This is a genomic window from Gordonia sp. 'Campus' (genome assembly GCF_022206305.1).
Lineage (GTDB): Bacteria > Actinomycetota > Actinomycetes > Mycobacteriales > Mycobacteriaceae > Gordonia.
The window spans coordinates 13,395-34,920 of the sequence record NZ_JAKOIW010000030.1; the positions used below are offsets into that span (position 1 = coordinate 13,395).

General features: G+C 68.5%; 18 protein-coding genes and 1 pseudogene. 7 read left to right on the top strand and 12 right to left on the bottom strand.

What is annotated here, in order from left to right:
- Positions 1-11: 11 nt before the first annotated feature.
- From MAY35_RS21795 to MAY35_RS21810, 4 genes are all read right to left on the bottom strand, one after another.
- Positions 12-2,243, bottom strand: coding sequence for an LCP family protein (locus MAY35_RS21795; protein WP_238423375.1), 2,232 nt, complete (start codon positions 2,241-2,243; stop codon positions 12-14).
- Positions 2,244-2,473: 230 nt separating this feature from the next.
- Complete coding sequence (dusB, locus tag MAY35_RS21800; protein ID WP_281063168.1) at positions 2,474-3,607, bottom strand: tRNA dihydrouridine synthase DusB; 1,134 nt, start codon at positions 3,605-3,607, stop codon at positions 2,474-2,476.
- 77 nt (positions 3,608-3,684) lie between these two features.
- Positions 3,685-4,677 carry an acyl-ACP desaturase gene (locus MAY35_RS21805; RefSeq protein ID WP_238423377.1) on the bottom strand — a complete coding sequence of 331 codons (993 nt, stop codon included), beginning with the start codon at positions 4,675-4,677 and terminating at the stop codon, positions 3,685-3,687.
- 358 nt (positions 4,678-5,035) lie between these two features.
- Positions 5,036-5,614, bottom strand: coding sequence for a nuclear transport factor 2 family protein (locus tag MAY35_RS21810; protein ID WP_238423378.1), 579 nt, complete (start codon positions 5,612-5,614; stop codon positions 5,036-5,038).
- A 104-nt stretch (positions 5,615-5,718) separates the two neighbouring features.
- Here MAY35_RS21810 and MAY35_RS21815 point away from each other — a divergent pair, with 104 nt between their 5' ends.
- The 3 genes from MAY35_RS21815 (at position 5,719) to MAY35_RS21825 (ending at position 10,137) form a co-directional block, all read left to right on the top strand.
- Positions 5,719-7,743, top strand: a complete 2,025-nt coding sequence (locus MAY35_RS21815; RefSeq protein WP_238423379.1) for a serine/threonine-protein kinase — start codon at positions 5,719-5,721, stop codon at positions 7,741-7,743.
- Positions 7,743-8,567 (top strand): fibronectin type III domain-containing protein, encoded by an 825-nt coding sequence (locus MAY35_RS21820; RefSeq protein WP_238423380.1) that lies wholly within the window; start codon positions 7,743-7,745, stop codon positions 8,565-8,567. The genes MAY35_RS21815 and MAY35_RS21820 overlap by 1 nt, the downstream gene beginning before the upstream one ends.
- Before the next feature lie 169 nt (positions 8,568-8,736).
- Positions 8,737-10,137 carry a wax ester/triacylglycerol synthase family O-acyltransferase gene (locus MAY35_RS21825; RefSeq protein WP_238423381.1) on the top strand — a complete coding sequence of 467 codons (1,401 nt, stop codon included), beginning with the start codon at positions 8,737-8,739 and terminating at the stop codon, positions 10,135-10,137.
- An 18-nt stretch (positions 10,138-10,155) separates the two neighbouring features.
- On the opposite strand, the gene MAY35_RS21830 is transcribed toward MAY35_RS21825, so the two are convergent.
- The 4 genes from MAY35_RS21830 to MAY35_RS21845 form a co-directional block, all read right to left on the bottom strand.
- Positions 10,156-12,189 (bottom strand): NAD(+) synthase, encoded by a 2,034-nt coding sequence (locus tag MAY35_RS21830; RefSeq protein WP_238423382.1) that lies wholly within the window; start codon positions 12,187-12,189, stop codon positions 10,156-10,158.
- Between the two features lie 61 nt (positions 12,190-12,250).
- On the bottom strand, positions 12,251-13,078 hold the full coding sequence (nadE, locus tag MAY35_RS21835; RefSeq protein WP_238423383.1) for an ammonia-dependent NAD(+) synthetase: 828 nt from the start codon (positions 13,076-13,078) through the stop codon (positions 12,251-12,253).
- A gap of 52 nt (positions 13,079-13,130) precedes the next feature.
- Complete coding sequence (locus tag MAY35_RS21840; RefSeq protein ID WP_238423384.1) at positions 13,131-13,625, bottom strand: histidine phosphatase family protein; 495 nt, start codon at positions 13,623-13,625, stop codon at positions 13,131-13,133.
- The gene (locus MAY35_RS21845; RefSeq protein ID WP_238423385.1) at positions 13,622-13,915 is read right to left on the bottom strand and encodes a hypothetical protein; all 294 of its coding nucleotides are present in this window, start codon (positions 13,913-13,915) and stop codon (positions 13,622-13,624) included. The genes MAY35_RS21840 and MAY35_RS21845 overlap by 4 nt, the downstream gene beginning before the upstream one ends.
- Before the next feature lie 115 nt (positions 13,916-14,030).
- On the opposite strand from MAY35_RS21845, the gene MAY35_RS21850 reads away from it, so the two are divergent.
- Complete coding sequence (locus MAY35_RS21850; RefSeq protein ID WP_238423386.1) at positions 14,031-14,906, top strand: DMT family transporter; 876 nt, start codon at positions 14,031-14,033, stop codon at positions 14,904-14,906.
- A gap of 45 nt (positions 14,907-14,951) precedes the next feature.
- Here MAY35_RS21850 and MAY35_RS21855 read toward each other — a convergent pair whose 3' ends face one another.
- Positions 14,952-15,401 carry a flavodoxin domain-containing protein gene (locus MAY35_RS21855; RefSeq protein ID WP_238423387.1) on the bottom strand — a complete coding sequence of 150 codons (450 nt, stop codon included), beginning with the start codon at positions 15,399-15,401 and terminating at the stop codon, positions 14,952-14,954.
- Between the two features lie 157 nt (positions 15,402-15,558).
- Here MAY35_RS21855 and MAY35_RS21860 point away from each other — a divergent pair, with 157 nt between their 5' ends.
- Genes MAY35_RS21860 through mmsB form a run of 3 tightly spaced genes read left to right on the top strand, consistent with a single transcriptional unit; the run spans position 15,559 to position 19,184 of the window.
- Positions 15,559-17,091 carry a CoA-acylating methylmalonate-semialdehyde dehydrogenase gene (locus MAY35_RS21860; RefSeq protein WP_238423388.1) on the top strand — a complete coding sequence of 511 codons (1,533 nt, stop codon included), beginning with the start codon at positions 15,559-15,561 and terminating at the stop codon, positions 17,089-17,091.
- Between the two features lie 6 nt (positions 17,092-17,097).
- Positions 17,098-18,273: an acyl-CoA dehydrogenase family protein gene (locus MAY35_RS21865; protein ID WP_238423389.1), complete on the top strand. Its 1,176-nt coding sequence runs from the start codon at positions 17,098-17,100 to the stop codon at positions 18,271-18,273.
- A 41-nt stretch (positions 18,274-18,314) separates the two neighbouring features.
- A complete protein-coding gene (gene mmsB, locus MAY35_RS21870) occupies positions 18,315-19,184 on the top strand; it encodes a 3-hydroxyisobutyrate dehydrogenase (RefSeq protein WP_238423390.1) in 870 nt (289 codons plus the stop codon).
- A 66-nt stretch (positions 19,185-19,250) separates the two neighbouring features.
- Here mmsB and MAY35_RS21875 read toward each other — a convergent pair.
- From MAY35_RS21875 to MAY35_RS21885, 3 genes and pseudogenes are all read right to left on the bottom strand, one after another.
- Positions 19,251-20,122, bottom strand: a pseudogene (locus tag MAY35_RS21875) (type IV toxin-antitoxin system AbiEi family antitoxin domain-containing protein).
- Between the two features lie 99 nt (positions 20,123-20,221).
- The gene (locus MAY35_RS21880) at positions 20,222-20,725 is read right to left on the bottom strand and encodes a MarR family transcriptional regulator (protein ID WP_238423391.1); all 504 of its coding nucleotides are present in this window, start codon (positions 20,723-20,725) and stop codon (positions 20,222-20,224) included.
- Positions 20,726-20,784: 59 nt separating this feature from the next.
- Entirely contained in the window at positions 20,785-21,435 is a 651-nt protein-coding gene (locus MAY35_RS21885) for a TetR/AcrR family transcriptional regulator (RefSeq protein WP_238423392.1), read from the bottom strand.
- Positions 21,436-21,526 lie beyond the last annotated feature (91 nt).

A 21,526-nucleotide genomic window follows, 5' to 3' on the forward strand; every position in this document is an offset into this window, starting at 1 on the left:
GGTGACGAGGGTCACGTACAGGTGGTGTCGCCTGCGTTCGTGATGGCCAGGTCGTTGGGGAGGTTGCCGGTGTTCTCGGCGGGGGCGAGCTGGTCCACGGTGAGCGTCGACCCGGCGGCGGGTACCGACTCGAGGCTCCCGGTGGAATCGGCGCCGACGATCAACTCCACACCGGACTTCACCGTGCGGTCGAGCTGGATGCTCGCGCCGGGGAACAGTGCGGCGAGCGTCGCGGCCGCGTCGCGCTGTCCGGGGCCGTACCGGACGACGGTGTCGTTGCGGTTCTCCGAGGCGTCGGCGACACCTCGGACGTCGAAGCCGTAGGGGACCAGCTGTTCGGAGACCTCGGAGGCCAGGCCCGTCTGACCGGTGCCGTTGAGCACCCGGACGCCGACGTTCCCCGGGTTCTGTGCGGTGGCCGTGACCGGGCCGGGCGCGCCCGCATCGGCGCCCGCATTCGAGCTGGGCGCGCTGGGACTCGAGGGTGCCTTCGACGTCGTCGGCTTCTTGCGGGCCTGCTCACCGGGCAGAGGGAGGTCGTCGATGATCGCGTCGAAGATGGCGTCGATGTCGTCGGTCCGGGGGATCTCGTTGTTGGCGCCGTCGGTCGACGTGCCCGAGGTGGGGATCGTCAGGAACGACACCCGGCCGGCCTCGATGCCCTGCATCGACTCCGCGAGCTTGATCAGCGACTGGGTGTCCACCCCGTCGACGTAGCTGTACTCGATGAACGTGTTGACGATGCCGTTGAGCTTGTTCGGGTTCGACAGGACGTTGCCCGACAGCGACGACCGCAGGAGCGACGACATGAACAGCTGCTGGCGCTTGATGCGTCCGTAGTCGCCGTTGCCTTCCGAGGAGATGTTGCGGGCCCGCACGTAGTTGAGCGCCCGCCGCCCGGTCAGCTTCTGCTTGCCGGGCTTGCGCAGGATCTGGCCGATCTCGTAGTCGTAGAGCGGCACCGTCGAGCAGACCTCGACGCCGCCGATCGCTCGGACGACCTTCTCGAAGCCGAAGAAGTCCATGCCGATGAAGTGGTTGATGTTCAGGCCGCTCATCGCGGTGATCACGCGGACGAGACACTGCGGACCGCCCGCGGCGTAGACGCCGTTGAGTTTGACGTCGTCGGCGGGCGCCATCTCGGCGCCGTACGCGCCGGTCGTGTTGTCCCAGGCCCGGCAGGCCGGCTGGTCCACCTGGAGGTCGCGCGGGAACGACACCGCGACGACGCGACTCCGGTTCGCGGGGACGTTCACCAGGATGACGGTGTCCGACCGGGCGCCATCGGCGTCGGCCGTGGTGCCCGCGCCCACCTTCGCGTTCTTGCCGCCGCGGGTGTCGGTGCCGACGATCAGGTACGTCTCGTCGCCGTACTGAGCGTCTTTGTTGCGGATGTTCTCGTCTTCGGGGTCGACGGCGGTGACATTGCGCCAGTTGCCGTTCCACGTCTTGATGTAACCCCACACGAAACCGGTGCCGACGAGGGCCATCACGCAGGCGATGGCGACCAGGATGCGCCCGGTTGCCGTGGTCTTGCGCAGCATCGCCCCGCGACGGTCGTCGGACCGTCCGGGATGGCGGCGGGGACCGGAACGCAGGGCGAGCGGACCGGTGAGATCGGGTGTGCGTTCCAGCGGTTGCGCCGGTGGAGCGCCGGCCGGGCCGCCGGATTGCGGCTCCTGCGCGCGGGATTCTTCGATCGCACGTTGCGCGGTCGCCCGGTCGGACAGATCCGGTGCGGAGTCGCCGATGGTCGGGATCTTCTGGGTGACGTCGTTGCCGAAGTGATGAACGGTGGTGGGGCGGTCGTCCGGCTCGGGCTGCGACGACGCGCGCCGCGGCGGGGAAGTAGGCGGCTGGTCCGTGGGTCGACCGGCGGGCGGGGGCGCGAAACGGCGGGACCGACCGCGCGTGCTGGGCGGTGTCTCACGGGGCCCCTCGGACCGCGACCGTGCGGCCCGGCGCGACTCCGATCGGCCGGGGTCGGCGGCCGGGGCGTCCGTCGACTCCTCGGCGTTCATCTGCTCGAGGAGTTCGCGAACCGTCAGTCGAGTACGGCCGCGGACGAAACGATCGGCCGAGCGGGGTTCACGCAGGCTGGGATGTGCGGATGAGTCCGGGACGGGAGGCGTGTCGAACTTCTCCGTGGCGTCGTCGCGGGGGCGTCCGGCGCGACCGCGACGAGAGCGGTCGGCGTCGCCGCCCGTCTCCGGGTCGTCCGGGCCCGATGTCCAACGACTCAATGCACGTTCCTCATGCCCCGAGGTCTGATTCGCAGTCTCACCGCAGATCGGGGCTCGATCGGCGCGGTGCGCACAACAAGGTCCCGGGGGACCGGGACCTTCGCGTCATAGTACTGACCGCACCTGAGAAACAGTCTCAGCCGGGTGCGCGATGTGACAGTTTTCGCAGTTGGCTCACCCGCGGTTGCAGGGCGGTGGACTGATCGCTGTGCGATCGAAGTGCGGTTCGGTCAGCCGCCGGAGTGCATGATCTCGGCACCCGCCGGGACCACGTCCTCGTCGGGATCGTCGAGCCAGCCGTCGGGCAGCGCGACCTTGGCCGGCGATCCCTGGCGACCGCGCGGACCGTGCCCGTCGGACGGGAACGGCGCGTCGGCGGGCAGCTCGGCGAGCAGCTCACGCAGTTCGTCGACACTGCCGACCAACGCCATACGACGACGGATCTCCGATCCGGCCGGGAACCCGCGGAGATACCAGGCGACGTGCTTGCGGATCTCGCGGCAGCCCTTCATCTCACCGTGGTGGTCGACGAGCAGTTGGCAGTGCCGGACCATGATGTCGGCGACCTCACCCAGGTTCGGCGGGGTCGGGGCCTCGAACCCGCCCAGCTCTGCGGCGAGTTCGGCGAACAACCAGGGTCGGCCGAGACAACCGCGTCCGATGACCACGCCGTCACACCCCGTGCGGTTCATCATCGCGACCGCGTCGGCGGGTTCGAAGATGTCGCCGTTGCCGAGTACGGGCACGGACGTCACGTGCTCCTTCAGACGGGCGATCTCGTCCCAGTCGGCTTCGCCGGAGTAGCGCTGCGACGCGGTGCGGGCGTGCAGGGCGACCGCAGCGGCGCCTTCCTCGGCGGCGATCCGACCGGCGTCGAGGTGGGTGCGGTGCTCGTCGTCGATGCCGATGCGGAACTTCACCGTGACCGGGATGTCGGTGCCCTCGGTGGCGCGGACGGCCGCCGCGACGATGTTCCGGAACAGGGTGCGCTTGTAGGGGATGGCCGAGCCGCCGCCCTTGCGGGTCACCTTCGGGACCGGGCATCCGAAGTTCATGTCGATGTGGTCGGCGAGGTTCTCGTCGACGATCATCTTCGCGGCCTGATAGGTGTACTCCGGGTCGACGGTGTACAGCTGCATCGACCGCGGGTTCTCGTCGGGCCCGAAGGTCGTCATGTGCATCGTGACCGGGTGCCGCTCGACGAGTGCGCGGGCGGTCACCATCTCGCAGACGTACAGGCCGGAGACGGTTCCGGTGCGAGCGAGTTCGAGCTCACGGCACAGCGTCCGGAACGCGACGTTGGTGACCCCGGCCATCGGGGCGAGGACGACCGGGCTGGCCAGTTCGATCGAGCCGATGCGCAGCGCAGAACCGGCGCCCTCGGTGGTCGAGGGCGCCGGGTTGCTCCCCGAGGTGCGGGCCTCGAGGGGAAGGGTGGTGCTCAGGATGCCTGCTGCTCCCGCTTCTTGGCCTCGCGGGCGAGGGAACGGTCGCGCATCTCCTCGAAGCGCAGGGTGTCCTTCTCGAGCTGCTCGAGGAATGCGGCGAGCTCCTCGCGGACCTTCTCGCCTTCGCTGGTGAAGTCGTCACGCTCGAAGACGTTCCACTTGCGCAGAACCGGCATGACGACCTCTTCGAGGTGCTGGCGGAGGTCGTAGATGCCGTGCTTGGCCATCAGGACGCCGTGACGGCGGAAGTTCGGCATGCCGGCGCCGGGCATCTGGAAGTTGGTCACGATGTCGGTGACCGCGCGCAGCGTCTGGTCGGGCGAGATGTCGAAGCCCGCGCCGCAGATGTTGCGGTAGAAGATCATGTGCAGGTTCTCGTCGGCCGCGATGCGCTGCAGCATCTTGTCGGCGATGGGGTCGTTGCACGCCTTGCCGGTGTTGCGGTGGCTGACGCGGGTCGCGAGTTCCTGGAAGGTCACATACGCCACCGAGTGCAGCAGGCCCAGCTCGTCGGCGTGCTCTTCGAGCTCGTCGACGCGTCCGGCCGCGGCCAGCATCGGGTCGTAACCGTTGGTCATGTGGATCATCCGCGCCTCTTCGAGGGCGACGGGATCGACGCCGCGGGTCACCACGAGGTAGTCGCGCATCACGATGCCGTGCCGGTTCTCCTCGGCGGTCCAGCGGCCGACCCAGTGGCCCCATGCGGAGTCCATCGAGAAGTTGTCGGCGATGACGCGGTGGTACGACGGCAGGTTGTCCTCGGTCAGGAGGTTGGTGATCATCGCGGCCTTGGCGACCTCGTCGAGCTGGGACTGCTCGGGGTCGTAGTCGACGCCACCCAGGGCGGCGAAGTTGCGGCCCTCGTCCCACGGCACGTAATCGTGGGGGTTCCAGTCCTTGGCGATCTTGAGGTGACGGTTGACGTTGTCCTCGGCAACCGGTGCCAGCTCCTTGAGGAGCTCGAGTTGCGTCAGCTCGCGTGCCATGTAGATGTCCTCCGAACGGTGTCCGCGTGTCTCGTCATTGCGTGTCGTCGTTATGTTTGCGTCAGGTCGATCGATCCCCGTTCGCGGCCGGTGGCCACGATCGCGGGTCGCGACGTCGTCGTGGGCAGATGCGCACCCCGCCCACCGAACCGTGGTGTACCGGGTGGAACCCCCGTGCGCCCGTCGCCACTGGTCAAAGTTCTAGCGTACGGCACGAGTACCGGTGTCCCAAGTCTGTCCTCTGGGAGTCGTTCCCGTGGCGCCTCGCCGTTACGAGGGCCGACCGTGGTGTCGGTCACGTTCGATCTCGGCCCGCCGGCGCCCCCATCTGCGCAGGTCGGAGCGCCGACGGAGGGCGTCAGCGCGCGGGGCGCCGAGATGCGAACATCGCGCCTGTGGTCTCCATCCACGCCGTGGCCGGTTCGTCGATCGAGCCCGACTCGCGCGCCTTCTCACACCACCGCATCGCCGCCCGGCCGAATTCCATCGGGTTGTAGACGTCCTCCTCGCGGCTCCAGAGGCCGTCGCCGGCATAGGTGAGGATGGTGATGTTGGTCGCCGTGATGTGCGACTGATCGCCGGGATCGCGCATGGGGTTGTCGACCTCGCAGATGACCCGTGCCGTCGGGGCGTCGACGACGTGCCACAGCGAGGGGAACCCGGTCATGTGGCTACCCGGGAACGACGACATCGTCCGCCAGATCCACGCCCGGATCTCCTCACGACCGTGCATGGTGCCCAGCGCGTGTTCGATGTACTCCGCATCAGGCGTGAACATCTCGGCGAATCGGTCCCAATCGCGGCTCACCGCGATCTCGGCGACCGTGCGCTGGAATCGGCCGAACGCCTCGTCGAGTTCGGCGGCGGTGAACCGGGGCGTGTCGGTCCCGGTGGTGGCGGAGTCGGGGATCGGGGTCGGGTTCTCGGTGGTTTCCATCGCCGCGATCGTAGAGTCCGGGACAGTGTCGTCGACCGCGTTTGGCGACACTCGGTAGCATTCGTGCCCTAACAAGCCACCGCACACGGACCGGTGAGGACGTCATGTACCAGGTAGGGGACCTGATCGCGGGATACCGCGTCCTCGACGTGCTCGGACGCGGGGGCATGGGGGAGGTCTACAAGGCCGCGCACCCACGGCTCCCGCGGGCCGATGCGCTGAAGGTCCTGCGATCGGTCCACGCCACCGACCCGGTCTTCCGGGCGCGCTTCGAGCGCGAGGCCGACATCGTCGCGCCGCTGCACCATCCCAACATCGTCGCCGTCTACGACCGGGGCGTCTTCGAGGGACTCCTGTGGATCGCGATGGAGTACGTTCCCGGAACCGACGCCGCCCGCATGCTCGCACGCGAGGCGCCGCTCGACCCCGGACTTGCGTGCACGATCATCTCGGGGGCGGCGGCCGGGCTCGACGCCGCACACCGCGGCGGTGTGATGCACCGCGACATCAAACCGGCCAACATCCTCATCACGCCGGGTGGCGACTCCGGCGAGGGGATGCCCGAAGCGATCAAGCTCACCGACTTCGGCATCGCGCAGGTCCTCGACGAGGTGACCCACCTGACCGGCACCGGGATCACGATCGGCACCATGCGGTACGCGTCGCCGGAGCAGATCGAGGGGTTGCGCGTCGACGGGCGAAGCGACATCTACTCGCTCGGCGCCACCGCTTATGAATTGCTCACCGGCACACCGCCGTTCGATTCGCCATCGCTGCACGGGCTGATGACCGCGCACATGCGGTCGGAACCGCCGTCGGCGAGCGCGCGCACCCGCGCATTGCCTGCGGCGATCGACAACGTGCTGACCCGGGCCATCGCGAAGGATCCCGCACGCAGGTTCGCCACGGCGGGGGAGTTCGCCGCCGCTCTCGCCGACGTCTTCGACTCGCGTTCCACGCTGATCGGTCCGGCCGTGCGGTCCGATTCCGACCGGGGGGCCACGCCGGTGCACGCCGTGCCGCCCCCGACGCAACAGGTCCTGCAGAACCCCGCGTCGCCGATGGCCCTGCCCCATGCGGTCACCGCTCCGTTCGGCCAGGGACATGGCCCCGGACACGGCGTGCCGTCCCCGGTGGCGCCGTCTGCCCCGCGGCCGGGGCCGCCAGAACGGCTGCAGCGGCCGGGGCCGCCAGAACGGCTGCAGCGGCCGGGGCCGCCAGAACGGCTGAAGCGGCCGGGGCCGCCAGAAGGGCTGCAGCCGTGGGCATCCGGGGACGTCCACCGGCCGTCGGGTCCGCGAGGTCGACGGACCGGTCGTCTGGTGGTGATCGGCGTCGTCACCGTCCTGCTGGCCGGAGTCCTCGGCGCCCTGGCCGGTGTGGTCCGTCTGTCGGCGGTCGCGCTCGACCCTCCGGACCCGCCCGACGTGGAGGTGTCCACGACCGCCGTGGAGCTGACGTGGAACGGGGTCCGGGGCGCGACCGACTACGTCCTGACACAGAACGACAAGGTGATCTACGCGGGTCCGGCGACCGAGTTCTCCGCACCCCGGCCGGTTCCCGGGACGTACACGTATCAGGTCGCGGCCCATCGAGACGGGCGGACGTCGGATTTCTCGCGCAACTCCGAGCAGGTCGACGTCTTCATGACCTGGGGTGAGCTGCAGCCGATCGCGGACCTCTACCACGACGTCATCCCGGCGACTCCGTTGAGCACCAACGGTTTCGACGCCATGCGGTGCTGGGGCGAGGACGGCGACCTCGCGTTCTCCTCCTCCAAGCGGACGGTCTCGTGTACCCGCGACGCACCGAAGGACGACGATGCGGCGGGCGACGGTCCGGAATCCGACGCGCCGAAGGTGGAGTACCAGGTGATCATCGACAGCTACGACACCTCGGACGAGGCGGTGACGGCGGCCAAGGTGACCGCCTACGACCTGCGGGGAGTGCCCTACACGACGGCCCAGGGGCACGCGGGCACGCTCTACCTCTCGGACAAGCAGAAAGAGCAGGGCCAGGCGATCCTCACGTTCGGCGCGGGCGATCACGCCCGGACCGTGGTGTGGGTCGTCGTGCCCGGGCGGCCTGCGTCGGCGGCCGCGGACGTACTGGCGAGGTTGCCGATCTGATGAGTCACCAGACCCCGGCGGACCCCGCGTCGTCGCCACGCGGATTCCGTTCCGTCGCTTGGATCATCGCGCTCGTCGTGGTGTCGGCGGTGGCGGTCGCGGCCGGCAGTTTCTTCCTCGTCCGCGCGGTTACCGCGCCGGACGCGCCCGAGACGCCGGGCGGACTGACGCTGACCACGAGGCCGGGCCACGTCGTCGCGACGTGGCAGCCGGTCCCCGGGGCATCGTCATATCAGTTGGTCCGAGGCGACGGCCTCGTGGTGTACGACGGTGACAAGACCGAGGCGATCGACGCGCGTGTCCCACCGGGAGAACACGAATACCGGGTCATCGCGGTGCGCGACGGGGTGTATTCGGAGTCGGGACCCCGACAGCGGGTGCGCTCCGGCGAGAGCTGGGGGGAGTTCGCGCCGCTGGTGGCGCAGTTCCCCGAGATGCTCCCGCAGTCGCCGGACACCGCCGCGTCGTGGATGAACGCCGAGTGCATCCGCCGCTACTCCGGCGGTCGCGACGAGGTGGGGCCGTCGGAGAACGGTGTGGGCGAGGTCCGCACCGTGTTCGTGGTCCGCTGCGCCGCCGGCGCGGTCGACCGTCCGTTCGGGGTGTTCTGGTTCGCCTCCAAGGACGCGCTGAACGCGGAGTACTCGCGACTGTCGTCGACGTCGCGGCCGGTGAAATGGCGGCACGGCACCGGGTTGATCGACGAGAACGGCCGGGGGGTCTTCAAGATCACCGACGACCCCGCGCGCGAACTGGCGATGATCGTGGTCCTCGAGACGGAGTCGCAGGACATTCTCCAGATGGTCGACTCGTTACCGCTCTGACCACCGCCGCTCTGATCACCACGGCACTGGCCACCGCACTCGTGATCCGGCCCGTTCGCGGCTGTGGCGTATCGCGGTCGGCGCAACCTGCTCCGCGAGGGACACCGGGTGCGGCATGATGGCCTGGGGTGCCTCCGGGGTGGCGCCCACTCGAGGAGAGGCTGGACTCATGCAGCGCTTGAGCGGACTGGACGCATCGTTTCTCTACCTCGAGACGCGTGCGCAACTGATGCATGTCATCGGTCTCTTCGAGATCGATCCGAGCACCATGCCGGACGGATATCGATTCGACAAACTCCGCGCCGAGATGGAACGACGCGTAGCCGCCATTCCGACCTTTCGGCGCAAACTCGACAACTCGCTGCTCAACATCGACCACCCGGTGTGGATCGAGGACGAGGACTTCGACATCGAGCGCCACGTGCATCGCGTCGCGGTGCCCGCGCCCGGTGGTGCCGCCGAGGTCGCCGAACTGTGCGGTCATCTGGCGGGCCAGACGCTCGACCGGGGCAAGCCGCTGTGGGAGCTGTGGGTCATCGAAGGTCTCGACAACGGCCGGGTCTGCGCGATGCTGCGGATGCACCACGCCGGGACCGACGGTGTCACCGGCGCCGAGATGCTCGCCCAGATGTGCACGCTCACACCCGAACCCCCCGAGCTCGACGCCGAGAAGGTCGGCGAATCGGCGGGCCCGTCGTCGCGCACCGCGATGGCGGCCGGCGGCGCGGTCAACTTCTTCGTGCAGCGACCGCTGGCGATGGTCAAACTCCTGCCCCGCACCGTCAGTGTGCCCATCGGGTGGCTCCGTCGCGCACAACAGGATTCGGCGATGCCCGCCCCGTTCCGTGCCCCGCGTACGCGCTTCAACTCGCCGATCACGCCGCACCGGAGCATCGCCGTGACGCAGCTGTCTCTCGACGACGTCAAGCGCGTCAAGAACCACTTCGACGTCAAGCTCAACGACGTGGTCCTCGCGATGGTCGGCGGTGCCCTGCGTACCTACCTCCTCGGCCACGACGAGCTACCCGACCGGCCGCTCGTCGGGATGGTGCCGGTCTCCGTGCACGGAGCCGACGAGAAGGATCTCGTCGTGACCGGCACCAACAAGGTCACCGGCATGTTCACCCTGCTCTCCTCCGACGAGCCCGATCCGGTCGCCCGTCTGCAGAAGCAGGCCGAACTGAGTCGCACCTCGAAGGAGCATCACGCCGAGATCGATGCGAACATCCTGCGGTCCTGGGCCCAATTCGCCCCCGGCACCACGCTGTCGACCGCGATGAAGATCTACGGCGACCGCAACTGGGCGGCGGCGCACCCGCCGGTCTTCAACGTCCTGGTCTCCAACGTCGCCGGACCGGACTTCCCGCTGTACTTCCTCGGCGCTCGCGTGACCGCCGTGTACGCCCTCGGCCCGATCATGCACGGCCTCGGACTGAACATCACGGTCTTCTCCGCGGACGGCAACCTGAACGTCGGCATCGTGGGGTGCACCGATCAGACCCCGGACCCGTCGGCGATCGCCGACGCGTTCGACGACGAGCTCAAACATCTGCTCGCCGCCTGCGACTGACCGGCAGTGGGGGCCGATCTAGCTCCCGGATTCACCGCCGGCGAGCTGGTCCAGCCACAGCCGAGCCGACGCATCCGACGGCGCCCGCCAGTCACCGCGCGGTGACAGAGACCCGCCGGAGCCGATCTTCGGCCCATTCGGCATCGCGGTCCGCTTGAACTGGTTGCCCATGAAGCGCTTCAGGAACACACCGAGCCAGTGGTCGATGGTCGGGGCGTCGTACTGGTTGCGCTTGTCCTCGGACAACAGGTCCGACCATGGCCCGCGGGTTCGATCGCCCCAGGCCTGGCGTGCCAGGTACGCGACCTTGCTCGGTCGATAGCCGAATCGGGTGACGTAGTAGAGGAAGAAGTCGTGCAGCTCGTACGGGCCGACGGCGTCCTCGGTGCTCTGAATCCTGCCGTCGTCCCCCGCGGGCACGAGTTCGGGCGAGATGACGTCGTCGAGGATCTCGCCGAGGACCTCGGTGGTCTCGGCGGAGTGGTGGCCGCTGCGGATCATCCACCGGATCAGGTGCTGGATCAGCGTTTTGGGGACCGAGCCGTTCACGTTGTAGTGCGACATCTGGTCGCCGACGCCGTACGTGCACCAGCCGAGTGCCAGTTCGGACAGGTCGCCGGTACCCAGGACGATGGCCCCGTTGTTGTTGGCGAGCCGGAACAGATGTGAGGTGCGCTCGCCCGCCTGCACGTTCTCGAAGGTCACGTCGTAGACCTTCTCGCCCCGCGCATACGGATGGTCGAGGTCGGCGAGCATCTGTTCACACGACGGCCGGATGTCGATCTCCGCGCCGCTCACCCCCAGCGAGGTCATCAGCGCGTGTGACCGGCGCAGCGACGGGCCGCCGGTCGCGAATCCGGGCATCGTGTATCCCAGGATGTTCTCGCGGGGGAGACCGAGGCGATCGACGGTGTCCACCGCGACCAGCAGGGCGAGGGTCGAGTCGAGACCACCGGAGACCCCGATGACGATCTTCTCGATACCCGTCGACCGCAGTCGCTGTGCCAGTCCCTGGACCTGGATGGACCGGACCTCGGCGCATCGGTCGTCGCGGTCGGCCGAATCGGCCGGGACGTAGGGGAAGCGGGGGATCACCCGTCGCACGACGTCGTCGTCGGACAGTGGGCCGAACGAGAACGGGATGCGACGCAACGACTTCAGGCGTTCCGCGTGATCACCCACCTGGTCGCGCAGGCTGATCATGCGCATCCGTTCCTGGCGGAGCCGATCGAGGTCGACGTCGGCGGTGATGATCTGGTCGGTCGTCGCGAACTGTTCGCTGCGGGCGAGCAGCGAACCGTTCTCGGTGATGAGGGCATCGCCGTCCCAGGCGAGGTCTGTCGTCGACTCGCCGTAACCGGCTGCCACGTACACGTGCGCGGAAATGGTCCGGGCGGAGTGTCCGGTGCAGAGGTTGCGCCGGTAACCCTCCTTGCCGATGGTGACCGGGCTGCCCGACAGGTTGGCCAGCACGGTCGCCCCGGCCAGCGCCGCCCAGGTGCTGGGCGGGATCGCGACCCAGCCGTCCTCGCAGATCTCGACGAACAGGGCGAAGCCCGGCACGTCGTCGGCCTCGAAGATCAGGTCGGCCCCGAACGGGACCGGTGTCCCGCCGATGGTGACGGTGTCCGGGACCGCGTCCCGCGCGGCCGCGAAGAAGCGCTGTTCGTAGAACTCGCGGTAGTTGGGCAGATACGACTTCGGGACGACGCCGAGAACGGCGCCGTCGTGGATCACCGCGGCGCAGTTGTACAGGCCGTCGCCCACGCGCATCGGGAGACCGACGCTGACGACCGGGGTCAGGCCGGAGCTGGCCGCGACGATCTCGCCGAGCGCCGACAGACATGCGTCGAGAAGCGCGTCCTGATGGAAGAGGTCGTCGACGCTGTATCCGCACAGGCCGAGTTCGGGGAAGACGACCAGACATGCGCCGTCCTCGGCGGCCCGTGTCATCAGTTCGATGGTGCGCGCGGCGTTCACGGCCGGCTCGGCGAGGGTCAGGACCGGAACTGCTCCGGCGACGCGGACGAAGCCGTTTGCGTAGACAGACACCCTCAAGACCCTAGCGACGCGATCGTGAAAGCGCGGGCCGGTGGGCGGCCGGCCGGTGTGCTCAGGCCGAACGCCACCAGGTGTCGGAGACCTCGACGGGGGTCGTCCGCTTGTGCCGGTTGCGGATCCACGTGGCCTCGATCTTCTCGGCCGCCTCGACGGGGATGTCGCGACCCTCGAGATAGTCGTCGATGTCGTCGTAGCGCAAGCCCAGCTCGTCCTCGTCGGTCTGGCCCGCCTTCTCGTCGAGCAGGTCCGCGGTCGGCACCTTCTCGGCGAGCTGTGCGGGAGCGCCGAGGTGGCGGAGCAGCGAGCGGCCCTGCCTCTTGTTCAGACCCGACAGCGGCAGGATGTCGGCGGCACCGTCGCCGAACTTGGTGAAGAAGCCGGTGACGTTCTCCGACGCGTGGTCGGCGCCGATCACGAGCAGCCCGCGATCCCCGGCCACGGCGTACTGCGCGACCATGCGGTGCCGGGCCTTGGCGTTGCCCTTGGTGAAGTCGGTGAGCGCAGTGCTGGTGGCCTGAGAGATCTCGTCGTTCAGCGCGTCCACGCCCGGTGCGATGTTGATGGTCAGGACCTCGTCGGCGGCCACGAAGTCGACCGCGGCGGCGGCGTCGTCCTCGTCGTGCTGCACCCGGTACGGCAGGCGCACACCGACGAACACCGCGTCCCCGCCGTCGGCGCGGATATTCTCGGCCGCCAGTTGGGCGAGACGACCGGCGAGGGTCGAGTCCACGCCGCCGGACAGGCCGAGGACGTAACCCTTGGCACCGCTGGCGCGGAGATAGTCGACGAGGAACGCCACCCGGCGCTCCACTTCGTCGGCCGGATCGATGGTGGGCTTCACTCGCAGGGCGTCGATGATGTCTCGCTGGATCTCACGCATCACCCAAGTGTGTCGGGCAGACGGCGTCGCGGCCACCTTTCCGCTCGGCGGGTCACGCTTCGCGCGGGATACGGACCCCGATCAGGCGGGCGTCCGGGTCGGGTTCGAGACCGAGGCGATCCCACGGGTGCGTCACTGTCACGACGGCGTATGCCGACGTCGGGAAGCGATCGATGTGCCCGTCCGGGTCGAGGGTGAGGGCCGTGGCCGGCATTCCCGGCTCATGTCCCACCACGAGAACTGTGCGCGCGTCCGACGGCGCATGTATCCGGATGGACTCGAGGATGTCGTCGGGGTGGCCGCCGTAGATGTCGTCGACGAACGTGACCGGCGCGTCGATCCCGGTGCGTTGGAGTGTCTGACGTGTCCGCGTCGAGGTCGAGCAGAGCACCGCGTCGACGGACAGGCCTTCCTCGGCCATCCACCGCCCCGCGAGAGCCGCCTGCCGGTCCCCGCGCTCGGCAAGCGGGCGATCGTGGTCGGCGGTGGCGGGCGGATAGCCCGACTTGCCGTGCCGCATCAGGATCAGCGTGCGGCGCTCGCTCATGCCGCCCCGTGCTGCGACGACCTGTCAGGCGCATCTCCGCGGCGCGAGTCGACGGCCATCTGCCGCAGCACCCGCACCGTCGCACGCCACGCCGCCGCCTCCTGGTGGAGGAACGCCGCGTGTTCGTCGTCTCCGCGGGCCTCGGCCTCCTCGGCCGCCACATCGAACTCCAGGTACTCGTCGACGGCACACGCGACGAGTTCGTCGACGGTGGTGCAGTCGGTGCAGGCCTCCTCGATCGCGGCGGCGTCGAGGGTGGCCAGTCGTTCCAGATCTGACCGATAACGCATGAATCCGAATCTACGTCGTCGGAGCAGGCAGTGGGGGTTCCGACACCGCGGATTCGGCTTTCGGCGACCCTCGCCCGGACCGCGACCACCACGGGACGCCGTTACCCTGGGGAACGTGCACACCTGGGTACCCGCGCTCCTCGCGGTGCTGGCCGCGTTGATGATCGCCGCCGGCACCGTGTTGCGTCAGCGCGCCTCCCGGGTCAACGGCGCCATCACCCCGGGCTGGTGGGCGGGTGCGGCCATCGCCCTGTGCGGGTTCGGATTGCAGGCATCGGCCCTGGGACTCGGGTCCATCCTGCTGGTGCAACCGCTCGTCGTGCTCGCGGTGCTGTTCGCGCTTCCGCTGGAGGCGTGGGCCGATCACCGGCACCCGGCGCCGATCGAATGGGCGTGGGGCGGGGTCCTCGTCGCGTGCGTCGTGACGTTCCTCATCGTGGCGCGTCCCGAGCCGTCGATGCGCAGGCCGGACGCGTTGCTGATGTGGTCGACCGTCGGTTCGGTGGTCGCCATCGTGGTGGCCCTGGTCGTCTTCGCGCACCGTTCCAGCCCGCACTACAAGGCACTGTTCTACGGACTGGTCGCGGGCATCCTGTTCGGGGTGTCGGCATTGCTGGTCAAGACGGTCATCTTCCAGATCACCCACCACTTGTGGCGCACCTTCGCCCAGCCGGAGATCTACCTGTTCGTGCTGGTCGTGGTCTGCGCGATCCTCGCCCAGCAGATGGGCTTCGGCGCAGGTGACCTGCAGACGTCGTTCCCGTCGATGACGGTCGCCGAACCGGCCGTCGCGATGGTGCTCGGTGTCCTGCTCCTCGGGGAGAATCTCCAGGTGTCGGTGCCGACGGCGCTGTTCCTGGGGATCGTGTTGGCGATCATGGTCCGCGCGGTGTGCGAGCTCGCGAAACTGTCCGCGGTTCGTGGCTACGAGCAGGCCGTCGCCGCCGAGGAGGCCGCGGCCGAGGAGGCCGGATCCCGCCCGGCGGCGTGACGCTGATGATGTCGGGCAACCCGCCGGAGGGCTGGGGGGCTCCGACTAGGAGGGGGCGATCTCCGCAGCGAGGTTCTCGGCCCACTCCGCTGCCTGCTTGGCCGGCTTGATCGGCGACGAGTTGTCGTGGCGGGCGTGCTCGCCGACCTGGACCGCACCGCGCTTGGTCAGCATCTCGGCCATGATCTCGCCGCCACGGTTGAACGTGTCGTAGATCGAGTCGCCGAGTCCGAAGACGGCGAACCGGACCCCGGTCAGATCCGGGTCGACGCTCTCGAGCTCGTCGGCGAACGGCTCGGCGCCGGTCGGGAGTTCGCCCTCGCCGTACGTCGAGCAGACGATGACGAGGAAGTCCGCGGGGTCGAGGTCCTCGACCGCGAACTCGCTCATGTCGTAGATCGACGGGTCGTGGTCGGCGGCCAATGCATCGGCAATGGCATCGGCGACGAGCTCACCGTTTCCGGTTTCGGTTCCGTAGAGGATGACAACCGACATGTGAACTCCTCTCGACGTCGGCGTTTTCGCTCAGCGAGGGTAACCTAACCCGCTCGCCGTGACGAAATCACTGGTGGTCGGGGGTTGGAAGAAATACTTGGATGTCCTACTATGTGGTGACACAGGCCATAACCCGACGAAGCCAAAGGTGATCTCCGTGTCCGCACCCGCTGTTCCCTCGATTCCGCACTACCTGAACGGCAAGCGCGTTCCCGCCGAGGGCGGCCGCTTCGCCGACGTCTTCAATCCGAGCACCGGTGCCGTTCAAGCACAGGTGCCGCTGGCCTCCACCGACGAGGTCTCCGCCGCGATCGCGACCGCCTCGTCCGCGCAGAAGGAATGGGCCGCCTGGAACCCGCAGCGCCGCGCCCGCGTGATGATGCGGTTCGTCGACCTCGTGAACAAGAACGCCGACGAACTCGCGACGACCCTGTCGCTGGAGCACGGCAAGACCCACGCCGACGCTCTCGGCGACATCCAGCGCGGCGTCGAGGTCATCGAGTTCGCGATCGGCATCCCGCACCTCATCAAGGGTGAGTTCACCGAAGGTGCCGGCGGTGGTATCGACGTGCACTCCATCCGGCAGCCGCTCGGTGTGGTCGCGGGCATCACGCCCTTCAACTTCCCGGCGATGATCCCGCTGTGGAAGGCCGGCCCCGCCCTGGCGTGCGGCAACGCCTTCATCCTCAAGCCGAGTGAGCGCGATCCGTCCGTGCCGGTCCGCCTGGCCGAATTGTTCAGCGAGGCAGGACTTCCCGACGGCGTGTTCCAGGTCGTGCACGGCGACAAGGAAGCCGTCGATGCGCTGCTGACCCACCCCGACGTGAAGGCCCTCGGCTTCGTCGGCAGCTCCGACATCGCGCAGTACATCTACTCGACCGCAGCCGCGCACGGGAAGCGCTCACAGTGCTTCGGTGGCGCCAAGAACCACGCGATCATCATGCCCGACGCCAACCTCGACCAGGTCGTAGACGCACTGATCGGCGCCGGTTACGGTAGCGCCGGCGAGCGGTGCATGGCGATCAGCGTCGCGGTGCCGGTTGGCGAGCAGACCGCAGACCGTCTGCGCGCCAAGCTGATCGACCGGGTGAACGCTCTGCGTGTCGGCCACAGCCTCGACCCCAAGGCCGACTACGGGCCGCTGGTCACCGCCGCCGCCCTCGACCGCGTCCGCGGATTCATCGACAAGGGTGCCGAAGAGGGTGCCGAGATCGTGATCGACGGCCGCGACCGCGCCAACAACGAGCAGACCTTCGGCGACGAGGACATCTCGAAGGGCTTCTTCATCGGCCCGACCCTGTTCGACCACGTCACCAAGGACATGACCATCTACACCGAGGAGATCTTCGGTCCGGTCCTGTCGATCGTGCGCGCCGGTGACTACGAGGAGGCCCTCGCGCTGGCGTCGGATCACCAGTACGGCAACGGTGTCGCGATCTTCACCCAGGACGGCGACGCCGCCCGCGACTTCACCGCCCGCGTCGACGTCGGCATGGTCGGCGTGAACGTGCCGATCCCGGTTCCGGTGGCGTACTACACCTTCGGCGGTTGGAAGCGTTCGGGCTTCGGTGACCTCAACCAGCACGGACCGGCGTCGATCCAGTTCTACACCAAGACCAAGACCGTCACGACGCGCTGGCCGTCGGGCATCAAGGACGGCGCCGAGTTCGTCATCCCGACGATGGACTGATCGGCGTTGACGACCTTCGCCGAGGCCGCGACCGCCCGGCTCGACGGTGACGAACGCGTCATCGTCGAGACCGCGGCGGGTTTCGCGGCCAAGAAGCTGGCGCCGTTCGCGCTGGAATGGGATGCCTCGAACCACTTCCCGGTGGAGGAGCTGCGTGAGGCGTCAGAGCTCGGGATGGGCGCCATCTACTGTTCCGAGGACGCGGGCGGCAGCGGCCTCCGCCGTCTCGACGGTGTCCGCATCTTCGAGCAGCTGGCCTACGCCGACCCGGCCGTCGCGTCGTTCCTGTCCATCCACAACATGTGCACGTGGATGGTCGACAAGTACGGCACCGACGATCAGCGGTCCACCTGGGTGCCCCGGCTGGCGACCATGGAGACGGTCGCGAGTTACTGCCTGACCGAGCCGGGTGCCGGGTCGGACGCGGCGGCACTCGCCACGCGTGCCGAACGGTCCGGTGACGAGTACGTGCTCACCGGGGTCAAGCAGTTCATCTCCGGTGCGGGGTCGTCGGACCTCTACGTCATCATGGCCCGCACCGGCGAGGCCGGTCCGAAGGGGATCTCCACGTTCCTCGTGGAGAAAGGTTCTCCCGGACTGAGTTTCGGTGCGCAGGAGCACAAGATGGGCTGGCACGCGCAGCCCACCGCCCAGGTCATCCTCGACGAGGTGCGTGTGCCCGCGGCCAATCTGCTCGGCGGCACCGAGGGCATCGGATTCGGCATCGCGATGAACGGCCTGAACGGGGGCCGCATCAACATCGCGGCGTCGTCGCTCGGTGGCGCACAGGCGGCCTTCGACAAGGCGGCCGCCTATGTCGCGAGTCGTCGTGCGTTCGGGAACGCGCTCATCGACGAGCCCACCATCCGGTTCACCCTCGCCGACATGGCCACGTCGTTGCAGGCATCGCGGCTGATGCTGTGGCAGGCGGCGACCGCGCTCGACGACGATGCGCCGGACAAGGTCGAGCAGTGTGCGATGGCCAAGCGATTCGTCACCGACACGTGTTACGAGGTCGCCGACCAGGCGCTGCAGTTGCACGGCGGGTACGGGTATCTCACCGAATACGGAATCGAGAAAATCGTCCGCGACCTCCGTGTGCACCGCATCCTGGAAGGGACCAACGAGATCATGCGAGTCGTGCTCGGCCGTTCGATCGCGTCCCGCCACCGGGACGGCTGACAACCCGTCCTCCACAACCACTTTCGTAGGAAGCAGAGACAATGACGACGATCGCCTTCCTCGGCCTCGGCAACATGGGCGGCCCGATGGCCGCCAACCTGGTCAAGGCCGGCCATACCGTGCACGGTTTCGATCCGGTGCCCGAGGCGGTGAAGACCGCCCAGGACAACGGCATCGAGACGTTCCCCGCCGCGATCGAGGCCGTGGCGGCCGCGGAGGTCGTGATCACGATGCTGCCGAGCGGCGCCATCGTGAAGAAGCTGTACGACGACATCCTCCCGGCCACGCCGACCGGGGCGTTGTTCATCGACTCGTCGACGATCTCCGTCGACGACGCCCGCGAGATCCACCAGCGCGCTGCCGAGCACGGCTTCGCGCAGCTCGACGCGCCGGTGTCGGGTGGCGTCAAGGGTGCCGTCGCCGGCACGCTGGCGTTCATGGTCGGAGGTGAGGACGAGGCGTTCTCGGCCGCACGCGGAACCCTGGACCCGATGGCGGGCAAGATCATCCACTGCGGTGCCGCCGGCGCGGGCCAGGCCGCGAAGGTCTGCAACAACATGGTTCTCGCGGTCCAGCAGATCGCGGTGGGCGAGGCCTTCGTCCTGGCCCAGAAGCTGGGTCTCGACGATCAGGCACTCTACGACGTGATCACCGGCGCCACCGGCAACTGCTGGGCCGTGCAGACCAACTGCCCGGTCCCGGGGCCGGTCCCGACGTCGCCGGCGAACAACGATTTCAAGCCGGGCTTCGCGACGGCACTGATGAACAAAGACCTCGGTCTGGCGATGGACGCCGTCGCCAGCACCGGGTCCCGCGCCCCGCTCGGCACCCACGCCGCACAGCTCTACCGCGGCTTCGCCGAACAGCACGCCGACCTCGACTTCAGCGCGATCATCACGTCACTGCACTAGGTTCGGGGTTCCCCTCAGATCCGTATGACGTTGTGTCCGTATTCCGGACGCAACGTCATACGGGTTTCAGGCGGCTGCTCGCTCGAGCGCAGCTCGGACGTCCGCGATGACTTCTGCCGGGCGCTCGACCAGATCAACCCAGGTGAAATTGAGGACCGTCCACCCCTGGGCGGTCAGGAGCTTTCGTTTCATCCGGTCCCGCTGGAAGGTCTGCGTGTCCCGGTGGAACGCGAAGCCGTCGATCTCGATCGCCACTTTCACATCTGGGAACGCGAAGTCGATGACGTAACCATGGGCCGGCATGTTCGCCACCCATCCGGTGAGCCCGCCCTCGGTGAACAATCGGCCCGTCATTCGCTCGGCTTCTGAACGAGCCCCGTCCCCGAGTAGCCCCGCAGATACGAGGCAACACGCGGAGCGCCATGGCGTCCGGGATACCGGGCGTGCGCAGTCTGCAGCGCGTCGACGGACACCCGCCTGGTCAACAGAGCGGAGTCGATGACGCTGATCCCCAGCTCTGTCGAAGCGTCGAGGACGGTCAGGGCAGCTGCGGTGGTTCGGAGTCCCTGGTGCACCGCGATGTCCTCGTCGTGCAGGTGCCGGTACCGAACCACCGCGGTCGCCGACGATCGTCGTGCTTTGCCCCGGGTTCCGGTGTAGACGAGGTGCTTCCTGGGCTCTGCGTCGTGGAGTCCGAGCCACCAGGCGGCCGCTGCACCACCGAGAACGGCGTCGGCATGCACGGACAGCACCGCGATTCTGGCCTGGGCACGCGCCGCGCGGGCGTGCCCCGCGACCAGATACACACCGCGGGCCACCGCCGTCCACTCCCCGGCCGCCACCCTGCGGCGGATCGTCGACGAGTCCACGCCGCACTCACGAGCTTCCCGGGCCGAGAAGACGCCGTCGCGGCGGACTGTCAATTCGGTGATGTCCATGATTGTTCGACGCTGACGGCGGGAACACGGTTCCATCGCCGACGGCGTGAGAAACCTGTATGACATCGGGTCCGGAAACCGACTACAACGCCATACCGATCAGAAGTCCCCGTTGTGCTTGCGCAGTGACTGGATCGCGCCGACGAGGCCGCTCATCTCGGTGTCGGACATGCCGACATCGGCGAAGACCTCGTCGTTGAGGGTCTCGGTGGCGCGGGCGACGGTGTCGCGGCCGAGGTCGGTGATCTCGACGAGGGTGGTGCGCCCGTCGGTGGGGTGGGGAACCCTCCGGACCAGCCCGCCTTCCTCGAGGCGACGGATGGCGTGGGTGACGCTGGTGACGTGCACCTGAAGGCGGTCGCTGGCCTTGGTGATGGGCAACGAGCCCTGCCGCGAGAAAGCCAGCAGGCGAAGGAGTTCGAAGCGCGAGAAGCTCAGGTCGAAGGGGCGCAGCGCGGCCTCGACGCGGGCCAGCAGGATCTGGTGGGCACGCATCACCGAGGTCACCGCGACCATGCCGTCGGCGACCTCGCCCCACCCGGCCTGGGTCCAGTTGTCCCGCGCCTCGGCGATGGGGTCGAAATCCATGCTGCGCCCTGCCATACGGATACCCTAACGGGCGCTTGGTCCCGTATCGGTCAGGCGCGGACGGGCCGGCCGCCTCAACCCCGGTGCGGCCGGTGTTCGATGAGCATCTCGATCGCGCCGACGACGGTGTCCGCGAGTCCGACGGCGCCGTGGTCGCCGAGCTCCCCGCGCTGCTCGTCGGCGCGCATCATGATCACTGATTCGACGAGCCGGAAGGGCAGCAGCGTGCGCTTGTCGGTCTCGTCGTCGAGCGCGGCCGCGGCCAGCGATGCGTATGCACCGGCCAATTCCTGCCTGGCCGTGCGGAACTCGACGAACCGCTGATCGCCGACCTCGGGTAGGAGATACAGCGCGCCGAGATTCCAGCGCGACCGGGCGAGCTGGTCGACGTCGAACCGGGCGAGCTCGAGCAGTCTCGGCAGGGCGGGGCCAGGGTCGTCGAGGAGGCGTCGGGCATGGCCGAGCGACGCGTCGACGGTGGTCTCCAGCAGGGTTGCGAGGATGTCGTCCTTCGTCCCGAAGTAGTGGTACATCGACGCCTGCCGGATGCCGACGGCCTCGGCGATCATGCGCGTCGACGTGCCGGTGTACCCGTGTCGGGTGAACAATTCCGCGGCCGCGTCGAGGATCTCCTCGCGCGCGGTCTCCCCGCGGCGCCGGGCGGGGATCAGGCGTGGGCGGCCGCGGCCGGCGGGGGCCGACGCCGCGCTCGAGCCGGTCGCCATGTGTCCTCCTGGGGGTCAATGGATTTCCCGACAGTAGCCGACGCTTCGGGCGATACGGCGTCTCGACGAGGCGACCGGGAAGGAAAAGCCG